Origin of the sequence: Brevundimonas sp. (assembly GCF_003248455.1) — a bacterium.
In the GTDB taxonomy this organism is placed as follows: Bacteria; Pseudomonadota; Alphaproteobacteria; order Caulobacterales; family Caulobacteraceae; genus Brevundimonas.
This window is the reverse complement of the sequence record NZ_QFNM01000001.1, coordinates 1-11283: the sequence shown is the minus strand read 5'-3', so window position 1 is coordinate 11283 and position 11283 is coordinate 1. Positions and strand designations below refer to the sequence as shown.

Annotated in this window: 14 protein-coding genes; 10 read left to right on the top strand and 4 right to left on the bottom strand. The window is 66.5% G+C overall.

Annotation, left to right across the window (positions count from 1 at the left end):
* The first annotated feature begins 25 nt into the window (after nucleotides 1–25).
* From DI624_RS00070 to egtB, 5 genes are all read left to right on the top strand, one after another.
* On the top strand, nucleotides 26–487 hold the full coding sequence (locus DI624_RS00070; protein WP_291535251.1) for a low affinity iron permease family protein: 462 nt from the start codon (nucleotides 26–28) through the stop codon (nucleotides 485–487).
* Nucleotides 484–762, top strand: coding sequence for a SemiSWEET family sugar transporter (locus DI624_RS00065; RefSeq protein ID WP_291535249.1), 279 nt, complete (start codon nucleotides 484–486; stop codon nucleotides 760–762). Before DI624_RS00070 ends, DI624_RS00065 begins: the two co-directional genes overlap by 4 nt.
* A gap of 260 nt (nucleotides 763–1022) precedes the next feature.
* Nucleotides 1023–1328, top strand: coding sequence for an SCP2 sterol-binding domain-containing protein (locus DI624_RS00060; protein WP_291535247.1), 306 nt, complete (start codon nucleotides 1023–1025; stop codon nucleotides 1326–1328).
* A gap of 104 nt (nucleotides 1329–1432) precedes the next feature.
* The gene (locus DI624_RS00055; protein ID WP_291535245.1) at nucleotides 1433–2644 is read left to right on the top strand and encodes an acyl-CoA dehydrogenase family protein; all 1212 of its coding nucleotides are present in this window, start codon (nucleotides 1433–1435) and stop codon (nucleotides 2642–2644) included.
* 126 nt (nucleotides 2645–2770) lie between these two features.
* The gene (gene egtB / locus DI624_RS00050; protein WP_291535244.1) at nucleotides 2771–4942 is read left to right on the top strand and encodes an ergothioneine biosynthesis protein EgtB; all 2172 of its coding nucleotides are present in this window, start codon (nucleotides 2771–2773) and stop codon (nucleotides 4940–4942) included.
* A 110-nt stretch (nucleotides 4943–5052) separates the two neighbouring features.
* Here egtB and DI624_RS00045 read toward each other — a convergent pair whose 3' ends face one another.
* Together DI624_RS00045 and DI624_RS00040 are read right to left on the bottom strand one after the other, a co-directional pair.
* Complete coding sequence (locus DI624_RS00045; RefSeq protein ID WP_291535242.1) at nucleotides 5053–5271, bottom strand: general stress protein; 219 nt, start codon at nucleotides 5269–5271, stop codon at nucleotides 5053–5055.
* Between the two features lie 126 nt (nucleotides 5272–5397).
* Nucleotides 5398–5556, bottom strand: a complete 159-nt coding sequence (locus DI624_RS00040; protein WP_167400472.1) for a hypothetical protein — start codon at nucleotides 5554–5556, stop codon at nucleotides 5398–5400.
* A 140-nt stretch (nucleotides 5557–5696) separates the two neighbouring features.
* On the opposite strand from DI624_RS00040, the gene DI624_RS00035 reads away from it, so the two are divergent.
* On the top strand, nucleotides 5697–5984 hold the full coding sequence (locus tag DI624_RS00035) for a hypothetical protein (protein WP_291535241.1): 288 nt from the start codon (nucleotides 5697–5699) through the stop codon (nucleotides 5982–5984).
* Nucleotides 5985–5987: 3 nt separating this feature from the next.
* On the opposite strand, the gene DI624_RS00030 is transcribed toward DI624_RS00035, so the two are convergent.
* Nucleotides 5988–6689 (bottom strand): MBL fold metallo-hydrolase, encoded by a 702-nt coding sequence (locus DI624_RS00030; protein WP_291535240.1) that lies wholly within the window; start codon nucleotides 6687–6689, stop codon nucleotides 5988–5990.
* A 203-nt stretch (nucleotides 6690–6892) separates the two neighbouring features.
* Between DI624_RS00030 and tig the strand changes: the two genes are divergently transcribed.
* The 3 genes from tig (at nucleotide 6893) to DI624_RS00015 (ending at nucleotide 9400) form a co-directional block, all read left to right on the top strand.
* Complete coding sequence (gene tig / locus DI624_RS00025) at nucleotides 6893–8197, top strand: trigger factor (RefSeq protein ID WP_291535239.1); 1305 nt, start codon at nucleotides 6893–6895, stop codon at nucleotides 8195–8197.
* Between the two features lie 161 nt (nucleotides 8198–8358).
* Nucleotides 8359–9006, top strand: a complete 648-nt coding sequence (locus tag DI624_RS00020; protein ID WP_150823970.1) for an ATP-dependent Clp protease proteolytic subunit — start codon at nucleotides 8359–8361, stop codon at nucleotides 9004–9006.
* A gap of 73 nt (nucleotides 9007–9079) precedes the next feature.
* Nucleotides 9080–9400, top strand: a complete 321-nt coding sequence (locus DI624_RS00015; protein ID WP_150823965.1) for a hypothetical protein — start codon at nucleotides 9080–9082, stop codon at nucleotides 9398–9400.
* A gap of 3 nt (nucleotides 9401–9403) precedes the next feature.
* On the opposite strand, the gene DI624_RS00010 is transcribed toward DI624_RS00015, so the two are convergent.
* On the bottom strand, nucleotides 9404–10051 hold the full coding sequence (locus tag DI624_RS00010; protein WP_291535236.1) for an HAD-IB family hydrolase: 648 nt from the start codon (nucleotides 10049–10051) through the stop codon (nucleotides 9404–9406).
* 194 nt (nucleotides 10052–10245) lie between these two features.
* Between DI624_RS00010 and clpX the strand changes: the two genes are divergently transcribed.
* Nucleotides 10246–11283: ATP-dependent Clp protease ATP-binding subunit ClpX (gene clpX / locus DI624_RS00005; protein WP_291535235.1), on the top strand; the 1038-nt coding region annotated here is incomplete at its 3' end.

Genomic DNA, 11283 nt, shown 5'->3' with positions numbered 1-11283 from the left:
GGCGCGGCCGCCGCAGGCAGGCTTCATGGAAAAGATATTCATCCGTTTCGCCAATCGGACCGCGAAGTGGGCGGGCAATCCCTGGACCTTCGTCGGCTGCTTCGCCGTGGTCCTGCTGTGGGCGGCGAGCGGGCCGGTGTTCGGCTTCGGCGAGACCTGGCAGCTGGTCATCAACACCGGGACGACGATCGTCACATTCCTGATGGTCTTCCTGATCCAGAACACCCAGAACCGCGACGCCTGCGCCATGCACGCCAAGCTGGACGAACTGATCTATGCGGTGAACAGGGCCGACGCCCGCTTCATCGGCATCGAGCACCTGACCGAGCGCGAGCTGGACGCCATTCTGGCCGAGGTCGAGCGGCGCGCTCTGGCGGTCCACGCCGGCGAGCCTGCCGGGCCCATTCGCGGCCGGCGCGCTTCCCGCGTCGAGGAGATCGCGGCGGAACAGCCGAAGTCGGCGCGTGCGGGGCGCGCCCCGAAATGAGCGACCTGATCGCCAATGTCGTCGGCTCGGCGGCGGCCCTGTGTTCGATCACCAGCTTCGCCCCCCAGGCCGTCAAGATCTGGAAGGAACGCGACGCCTCGTCGGTCAGCCTGAAGACCTATTCCCTGACCGTGACCTGTTTCGTCCTGTGGGTGGTTTACGGGGCGATGACCAAGGCCTGGCCCGTCACCATCGCCAACGCCTGCGCCCTGGTGATGGCCTCGGGCGTGCTGGTCATGAAATGGCGGTTCCGCGACGGCGATCCGGATGCGTGAGATTGATCCTGGTCAAGGCGCAGAGAAGCGTCTTGCGGCCACTAGGCGCGCAGAGGAGCTTTCCGATGCCCGAAGCCGCCGTCCCCTTCGTCGCCGCCATCGTCGCGGCCTTCGTCTTCTTCATCGCCGCCGTCGGCGCGGCCAGCCTTTACGCGCGCGACCCCGAGGAGAAGTGACCAAGCTTTCCCCGACGTGATCTTGGCGCCCTCGCCGATGCGGGCTAACCCGTAACGACCACGTCCAACAGGGAGACGCCCCCAATGCCCGATCTCGCACAAGTCACCGAACACATCCGCGGCGCCGTCGGCGACAACTCCGGCCTCGGCAAGACCGTCAAGCTCGACCTGGGCGACCAGGGCAAGATCTTCATCGACGGCGCTTCCACGCCGAACACGGTCACGAACGAGGACAAGCCCGCCGACGCCACCGTCTCGATCAAGTGGGACGATTTCCTGGCCCTGTCGGAAGGCAAGCTGGACCCGATGATGGCCTTCATGCAGGGCAAGCTGAAGATCGCCGGCGACATGATGATCGCCCAGAAGCTGGCGCCGCTGCTGAAGCGCTGATGCCGGTCTGAGCACCGATCTGCGGCGGCGCGTCTCCTGACCGGGGGCGCGCCGTCTTCGTATCCAGCGCTCGGCAGAAGCGCGAACGAGAAAGAGGAAACGACATGGACTTCAAACATTCCGACCGCGCCCTGGACTGGCACGCCCGCGTCCGCCGCTTCCTCGACGAGCAGGTGATCCCGCGCGAGGCTGAATATTTCGCCGAGGTGCGTCAGGATCCGACCCGCCAGCCGCCGGTCATGGAGGCCATGAAGGCGGCCGCCCGCGAGGCGGGCCTCTGGAACATGTTCCTGCCGGGCGAGCATGGGGCCGGCCTGACCAATCTGGAATACGCCCCCTTGGCCGAGATGATGGGGCGGCATCTGTGGTCGGCCGAGGTGTTCAACTGCAACGCGCCCGACACCGGAAACATGGAAGTCCTGCACATGTACGGCGACGCCGCCCAGCAGGATCGCTGGCTGAAGCCGCTGATGGCCGGCGAAATCCGCTCCGCCTTCCTGATGACCGAGCCGGAGGTCGCTTCCTCGGACGCCACCAACATCCAGACCCGGATCGAGCGCGACGGCGATCATTATGTGATCAACGGCCGCAAATGGTGGTCGACCAACATGGCCCATCCGAACGTCGCCGTGACCATCGTCATGGGCAAGACCGACCCCGACGCCGCGACCCACGCCCAGCAGTCCCAGATCATCGTGCCCGTGGACACGCCCGGTTTCCGCGTCGAGCGGATGCTGTCGGTCTTCGGCTATGACGAAAAGCCCATCGGCCATGCCGAGGTCGTGCTGGAGAATGTGCGGGTGCCGGTCGAAAACCTGATCGCCGGCGAGGGGCGGGGCTTCGAGATCGCGCAGGGACGGCTGGGGCCGGGCCGCATCCACCATTGCATGCGCGTGATCGGGGCGGCGGAACGGGCGCTGGAGCTGATGGTGACGCGGCTTCTGAACCGCACCGCCTTCAGAAAGCAGCTGGCCGAACATTCGGTGTGGGAACAGCGCGTGGCGGACGCGCGCACCAATATCGAGATGTGCCGCCTGCTGGTGCTGAAGGCCGCCTGGATGATGGACGAGGTCGGGGCCAGGAACGCCCGCTCCGAGATCGCCCAGATCAAGGTCGCGGCGCCGAAGATGGCGTTGCAGGTCATCGACGACGCGATCCAGGCCTTTGGCGGGGCGGGGGTGTCGGGCGACACGCCGCTGGCGGAAATCTACGCCGGAGTGCGCACCCTGCGCATCGCCGACGGCCCGGACGAGGTGCACAACCGCACCATCGCGCGGCTGGAATACGCCAAGCATGGCGGGCGGCCCGTTCGCTGAGGCGGTCGCAAAGTCCTTTCCGCCCAATCGGTTGGGAACCGCCGGTCCCCCCTGACGTTCGACGTTCCATGGAAAGACAGGACGCCAGGTCGGGGTCGTCGAGCGCTCCTGCACGGAACGGCTGACATGAACGCGCTCCTCCAGACGGCTCCCGGGGCGATGTCCGACGTTGCGCGCTATCGGGCCGTGCGCGCGGCCATGGTCGATCTTGCAGGCGGCCTGTCGGTCGAGGACCTTTCGGCCCAGGCCATGGCCGACTGCAGCCCCGGCAAATGGCATCTCGCGCACACCAGCTGGTTCTTCGAGGCGATGATCCTGGCCGACGACCCGGACTATCGGCCGGTCGATCCTCGCTTCCAGCAACTGTTCAACTCCTACTATGAAGCGCTGGGCCAGCGCGTGGCGCGCGACCAGCGGGGGCTCATGACCCGGCCCTCGGTCGACGAAGTCCTGGCCTATCGGCGCGAGATCGACCGGCGAATGATCGACTGGCTGGCCCGGTCGCCGTCGGGCGGCCAGCATCGCTATCTGCTGGAACTGGGCCTGAACCACGATCAGCAGCATCAGGAGCTGTTCCTGATGGATGTGCTGAACCTGATGTCGCGATCGCCGTTGGATCCCGCCGCCTATCGGGTCGAGCCGCGACGCGCGCCGCCCGAACCGGCGCGAGGCGGCATGGTCGCCTTCGACGGCGGACTGGCCCTTATCGGCCATGACGGCGCCGGCTTCGGCTTCGACAACGAAGGCCCCGCGCACAAGGTCTGGCTGGAGCCGTTCGCCCTGGCCGCCGATCTGGTGACAAACGGCGACTGGCTGCGCTTCATGGCCGACGACGGCTATGGTCGGGCGGATCTGTGGCTGGCGGACGGCTGGGCGACGGTGAAGGCCGAGGGCTGGACCGCGCCCCTGTACTGGTGCCGCGACGGCGACGTCTGGACGACGATGGGGCTGGCGGGGCGCGCGCCCGTCGATCCCGACGCGCCGGCGCGCCACATCAGCTTCTACGAGGCCGACGCCTATGCGCGCTGGGCCGGAAAACGCCTGCCGACCGAGGCGGAATGGGAGCATGCGGCCGCGACCGATCCGGCCGCCTTCTCCAATCTGTCGGGCGAGGTATGGCAGTGGACGGCCAGCGCCTACGCCCCCTATCCGGGGTTCCAGCCCACGCCGGGGACGGCCGCCGAATACAACGGCAAGTTCATGGCCAATCAGATGGTGCTGCGCGGCGGCGCCTTCGCCACGCCGCCCGGCCATGCGCGACGGACCTATCGCAACTTCTACTATCCCCAGCAAAGGTGGGCCTTCATGGGTCTGAGACTAGCCGCAGACGCCGACGCGCCCCGGGGCGACCCGTCCCCGACGCGGGAGGACGACGCCCAGACCGCCGCCTTCCGGCGCGACATGATCCGGGGCCTGTCGCAGCCGCAGAAGGCCGTTCCGCCCAAATGGTTCTATGACGCCGAGGGTTCGCGCCTGTTCGAGGACATCACCACCCTGACGGAATACTATCCCACGCGGCAGGAGACGGCGCTGCTGCGCGAACGGGCGGGGGACCTGACCGCCGATTTCGGACCCGACGCCGTGCTGGTCGAGTTCGGGTCGGGCGCCAGCGAAAAGACCCGCATCCTGCTGGACGCGGCGCCGGACCTGGGGGCCTATGTGCCGCTGGATATCAGCGAAAGCGCCCTGGCGGACGCCGCCCGACGGATCGGGGCGGACTATCCCGGTCTGCGGGTCCAACCGCTGCTGGGCGATTTCGAACACTTGTCGCACCTTCCAGACGACCTGCCTCGGGGGCGTCGGATCGGTTTCTTCCCCGGTTCGACCATCGGCAATCTGGAACCGGACGAGGCCGTGCGCTTCCTGGCCGCCGCGCGGCGGATGCTGGGGGAGGGGAGCCTGTTCATACTGGGAACCGATATGGTCAAGGACGCCGGCGTCCTGGTCGCCGCCTATGACGACGCCCGAGGCGTGACGGCGGCCTTCAACAAGAATCTGCTGGCCCGCGCCAACGCCGAGCTGCACGCCGATTTCGACTTGGACGCCTTTGCGCACCAGGCGGTGTGGAACCCGGAGACATCGCGAATGGAGATGCATCTTCGCGCGATCGCCCCGACCACGGCCCGCATCGACGGCCGCACCTTCCGTTTCCTGGAGGGCGAGACGATCCACACCGAAAGCTCGCGCAAGTTCACGCCCGAGACCATCCGGTCGATGGCCGAGGCGGCGGGATGGTCGGTGTCGCGCATCGACGTCTCGCCCGAACCCAGCGTGGCCTTGTCGCTGCTCCGAGGCTGACAGCCCCGTTCCAGGACCGACATGAAGAACCGACATAAGAAAAGGGCGGCCCGTCCTGCGACGGGCCGCCCCTGAATCGTTGCGTCAGGATCGGTTGGTCGTGAAGCCGCCTAGGCCGGCTTCTCCGCCGGATCCTTTTTCGCGCCGTGCGAAGCCTCGCCGCCTTTGCGGCCGGCTTGGGCGGCAAGGCTGCGATCCTGTGAGAAACTGCGCTTCTCGCTAGGTACGCTGGCGCCGCCCTTGCGGGCGATTTCGCGCTGACGTTCCGGGTCCATGGAAGCGAAGCCTCGCTTGGAAACGCCGGAGGGTCGGGTGGGTTGGCTGTCCATCGGTGTTCCTTTCAGTATCGCCGTTGCGCTTGCTGAAGTGAACCCAGTGACTCGGTGACGGTTCCGTTCGGAACCCTGTTTTACTGTCACGGCTCTGAGCATCTCCGCACGGCTCGATTCGCCCCGTCAACCATACGGCCGGGAATCCCCTTCATCGCCGCCGCCAGGCTCCAGCGGGGGAAGTTCGTCGGGCGTGTCGGAGGGCTGGATTTCCGGTTCGGGAGGCGGAGCGGGCGGGATTTCAGGCTGCGGCGCGCCGGCCGGCGTCGGTTCGATATAGGTCATGGCGTTTTCCTTTCGACGGAGGAACAACGCCTGGCGCGCGGCCGCGTTCGACCTTGCGCGCCTTCATGCCGCAGGGGCGGGCCGCCGCGGCGGAACCTGCGCGCGCCCTGCTGGTTTCTTGACCGAACCCGGAGATCGACATGACCCAGAGCCCCATCGCCGCCCCGACCCCCGACGACATCGTCGTCGAAGACGACGGCCTGACCCAGCGGCTGGACCGAGAGGCCGACGCCATATTGGCCTCGGGAGAGGATGAGGGCTCGGTCGCCTCCATTCGCCAGGCCGTCAAGGACGACGCCGAGCGGGTGCGCCAGAAGGTCGCGGACCAGATCGACGACGCCCGCGAGGGCATTCGCGACGAACCGATCCGCACGACCCTCTATGCGCTGGGCCTTGGCGTGATCATCGGCATGATGCTGCGTCGCTGAGACTCAGGCGGGTCCGATCGGCTCGCGCCGGATCGGCGCGCGACCAAGCGCGGCGTCGGACACGAACGGGTTGGTGCGCCGTTCCTCGCCAAAGGTCGAGATCGGCCCGTGGCCCGGCACGAAGGTCACGTCGTCGCCCATCGGCCACAGCTTTTCCACCACCGACCGGATCAAGGCCGGCGGGTCGCTCATCGGAAAGTCGGTGCGGCCCACCGATCCCTTGAACAGCACGTCGCCGACCTGGGCGAATCGCGCCGCGCGGTTGAAGAAGACCACGTGACCGGGCGTGTGGCCGGGACAATGCCGCACCTCCCATCGGGTTTCGCCCAGGCTGACGACATCGCCATCCTCCAGCCAGCGGTCGGGTGCGAAGGGGCGGGCGTCGGGAAGGCCGTACATCCGGCCGCTTTCCACGATCCGGTCGATCCAGAACTGATCCGCCTTGTGCGGCCCGACGATGGGCGCGCCGGTTTTCTCCTGCATTTCGGCGGCCCCGCCCGCGTGGTCCAGGTGCCCGTGGGTGATCCAGATCTGGTCCAGCGTCAGGCCGCGCCGCGCCGCCTCGTCCACGATCGCATCCACCGAACCGCCGGGGTCGATGACCGCGGCCTTTTTGGTTACGGCGCACCAAACCGTCGTGCAGTTCTGCTGAAGCGGGGTGACGGGCGTGACGAAGACGCCGATGGGAGGGGCCGACTGGTTCATCGCGACAACATAGGGCGGCCCCATGCGCGAAACCACAGGTCAGGATCACGCTCGCGTTGACCTTTGGGGCCCTTCTCGACATAAGGGCGGGCTTCGAGGCGCCGCTGCTGCCCATGACCGGGCGGGGCGGCCTTCTTGCTTTATCCATTCCGCGCCCGCCGTGTCCCACGGCCATGCGCCCCAGAGCGTCAGAAGTCCCGACCATGCAAGTCGTCATTCCCGTCGCGGAGCTGAACGAGAAGCTCGACGCCCGCGTCAAGGAAGTCGCCCCGCAGGTGAAGCTGAAGGGCTTCCGTCCGGGCAAGGTGCCGGTCGCCCACGTCAAGAAGACCTTCGGCCGCGAATTCATGGGCGAGATCATCAACGCCGAGCTGAACGAAACCAGCCAGAAGGCCCTGGACGAAGCCAAGATTCGCCCCGCCGCCCCGGCCGAGATGAAGCTGACCTCCGACATGGACAAGGTCATCGCCGGTCAGGAAGACCTGGCCTATGAAATGGCGCTGGAGATCATGCCGGAGTTCGAGCCGGTCGATCCCAAGACCCTGAAGCTGGAACGCCCGACCTATGAAGCGTCGGACGCCGATCTGGACGAGGCCCTCAAGGAACTGGCCGGTCAGGCCAAGACCTATGAGGACAAGAAGGGCAAGAGCGTCAAGGCCGCCGAAGGCGACCAACTGACGATCGACTTCCTGGGCAAGCTGGACGGCGAGCCCTTCGAAGGCGGCGCCGCCGAGGACGCGGACCTGGTGATCGGCTCGGGCCGTTTCATCCCCGGCTTCGAGGAGCAGCTGACCGGCGCCAAGGTCGGCGAGGAAAAGACCATCGAAGTCACCTTCCCCGAGAATTATCAGGCCGCCCATCTGGCCGGCAAGAAGGCCACCTTCGACATCAAGGTGAAAGCCATCAAGGCCGAGGCCGAATCCAAGATCGACGACGATTTCGCCACCCGCATCGGCCTGGAATCGCTGGACAAGCTGAAGGAGCTGCTGAAGTCCAACCTGGACCAGCAGTACGCCGGCGCCGCCCGCTTCAAGCTGAAGCGCGCCCTGCTCGACCAGTTGGACGAGGCCCACGACTTCCCGCTGCCGCCCAAGATGGTGGAGGCCGAGTTCGACGGCATCTGGCAACAGGTCGAGGCCGACAAGGCCGCCGGCCGCCTGCCCGAGGAAGACGCCAAGAAGTCCGACGAGGACCTGAAGGCCGAATACCGCAAGATCGCCGAGCGCCGCGTGCGCCTGGGTCTGGTCCTGGCCGAAATCGGCCGCGCCAACAACGTCCAGGTCACGGACCAGGAACTGAACGCCGCCCTGCTCCAGGAAGCCCGCAACTATCCGGGCCAGGAGCAGGCCGTCCTGAACTTCTACCGCCAGAACCCCAACGCCGCCGCCCAGATGCGCGCCCCGATCTACGAAGAAAAGGTCGTCGACCTGATCGTCGGCGTCGCCGACGTGACCGACAAGCCGATCACCAAGGAAGAGCTGCTGAAGGACGAGGAAGAAGAAGGCTGATCTTCGCCGTCTTATGATGATCCAAAAGGCGGAGGTCTCACGACCCCCGCCTTTTTCGTGTCCGGAGCTGGTCTTGTAAGGCGGCCTTCATGACGCGATATGCAGAACAACAAGGCGTGCGTCTGTGAGTCGCGCGTCCCCAGCATTATCGAGAAGGCCATATGCGCGATCCGATCGAACTGATGAATATGAACCTCGTCCCGATGGTGGTGGAGCAATCCAGCCGCGGCGAGCGCTCCTTCGACATTTTCTCGCGCCTGTTGCGCGAGCGGATCATCTTCCTGACGGGGCCGTTCGAGGACGGCATGGCGTCGTTGATCTGCGCCCAGCTGCTGTTCCTGGAATCGGAAAATCCGAAGAAGGAAATCTCCATGTACATCAACAGCCCCGGCGGTCAGGTGACGTCGGCGCTGGCGATCTACGACACCATGCAATACATCAAGTCGCCGGTCTCGACCGTGGTTATGGGGATGGCCGCCTCGGCCGGCTCGCTTATCCTGACGGCCGGCGCCGCAGGCCAGCGGATCGCCCTGCCGAATGCGCGGGTCATGGTTCACCAGCCGTCGGGCGGGTTCCGGGGGCAGGCGTCGGACATCGAACTGCACGCCGCCGACATCCGCTACACCAAGCGCCGCCTGAACGAGATCTACGTCCATCACACCGGCCGCACCTATGAGGAGGTCGAGAAGACGCTGGATCGCGACCACTTCATGTCTGCCGAAGAGGCCAAGGCCTGGGGCATCGTCGACCATGTCTATGACCGCCGCGAACAGGCCGACGCCGACGGGGTGAAGACTCCCGGCCACTGACCCGGCCGAATCGGAAACGGCAAGGGCGCGCCCATCGCGGCGCGCCCTTTTCATTCGTGCTATCGGAACCCTCATGCAGCTCACGCGAGATCAGACCGGCCGGATCGAGGTCGATGGCGAGACCTATGTGTGGGAGCTGCGCCGCCAGCCCCGGCCCGTCGGCGGCAATGTCTGGGAGGGCATGGCCGTGTCCCTGCGCCACGCCGACTACAGGCGCGAGGCGATCGTGCAATTCCCGGCGCCCTTGCGCCCGAACGGCCGTCCCGATGTCGAGAAACAGCGCGTCAACGTCGATGCGGTCAAGACCGCCGTCGCCTCCATCATCGCGGCCGGCTGGGACCCCGCCACGCGCGGCAAGCCGATGGTGTTCGACGTCGACGCCGACGGCAACTGAGGGTCAGGGCTTTTCGCGAAACACGCGAAAGCCGGCCTCCTGGGCCATCTCCAGCATTTCCGCGTCGCCCGAGGTGTCGCCGTAGGCGGCGGCCAGGGTCATGGCGTCGCCATAGGCCGCCTTGAGCCGCCGGACCTTTTCCGCGCCGCGACAGTTGGGGCCGGCGAAGGCGCCGGTGATCCGGTCGTCCGCGTCGAACACGAGTTCGGTGCCCAGCAGGGCCTCGGCGCCCAGCCGAGCGGCGAAGGGGGCGACCGTGATCGTGGGCGAGGCGGTCACGATGACGCGGCTGGCGCCGCGCCGGCCCCAGTCGTCCCAGACCTTGAGCGCGTCCGGCCGCATGAAGCGGGGCCAGGCCTGGTCGGCGAACCGCGCCGCCTCCACTTCCAGCGTACGGCGATCCACGCCGTGCAGGAACTCGCGCACCGAGGCCGCCTTGATTCGTCCGCGGTCCCGGTCGCGGGCATAGGCCGCCAGCGCCGGCGCCAGCTTGACCAGGCCCAGCGCCCAGCCGCCCGGTCCGGCGCGCCAGCGCAAAAACTCGGTGAAACTGTCGCGAATCGTCAGCGTGCCGTCGAAATCGAAGGCTACGATCGGCTGGCAAGGGCTGGGGGACTGGCGCCCCGCGCCCGGATTTCCCATGTCAGACATTCGCCTTGATCCCCGTCGACACTGGCCCATCCACGTTGTGCGACCATCCCCCATCGCCTTCGGGGTTGTCGTGGAACGTGTGATGGGTGATTGTCATTTTTTGAAGACCTTCGCATCCAGTGTGCTGGAATCAATGTGGAGGAAGCGCGTTGCGGCCCATTTCGGTTCGCGCCGCGGGAGTGAGATAAGGGTCTATGACCAAAGCAGCCGGCTCTGACGCCAAAAGCACCCTGTACTGCTCGTTCTGTGGAAAGAGCCAGCACGAGGTCCGCAAACTGATCGCGGGCCCGACCGTGTTCATCTGCGACGAGTGCGTCGAACTGTGCATGGACATCATCCGCGAAGAGCACAAGATCGGCTTCAAGAAGACGACCGACGGCGTGCCTTCGCCCAAGGAAATCCGCGACGTCCTGGACGACTATGTCATCGGCCAGGCTCACGCCAAGAAGGTGCTGTCGGTCGCGGTGCACAACCACTACAAGCGCCTGAACCACGCGACGAAGAACAACGACGTCGAACTGGCCAAGTCCAACATCATGCTGATCGGGCCGACCGGCTCGGGCAAGACGCTGCTGGCCCAGACGCTGGCGCGCATCATCGACGTGCCCTTCACCGTGGCCGACGCCACCACCCTGACCGAGGCCGGCTATGTGGGCGAGGACGTCGAGAACATCATTCTGAAGCTGTTGCAGGCGTCGGACTACAATGTCGAGCGGGCTCAGCGCGGCATCGTCTATATCGACGAGATCGACAAGATCAGCCGCAAGTCCGACAATCCGTCGATCACCCGCGACGTCTCGGGCGAGGGCGTGCAGCAGGCCCTGCTGAAGATCATGGAAGGCACCGTCGCCTCCGTGCCGCCCCAGGGCGGGCGCAAGCATCCGCAGCAGGAGTTCCTGCAGGTCGACACCGCCAACATCCTGTTCATCGTCGGCGGCGCCTTCGCCGGACTGGAGAAGGTGATCTCGGCGCGGGGGGCCGGCGCCTCCATCGGTTTCGGCGCCCAGGTCAAGGAGATCGACGAACGCCGGACGGGCGACATCCTCAAGGGCGTCGAGCCGGACGATCTGATGCGCTTCGGCCTGATCCCCGAGTTCATCGGCCGTCTGCCGGTCCTGGCGACGCTGGAAGACCTGGACGAGGCGGCCCTGGTCACGATCCTGACCGAGCCGAAGAACGCCCTGGTCAAACAGTACAAGCGCCTGTTCGAGATGGAGAATGTCGAACTGACC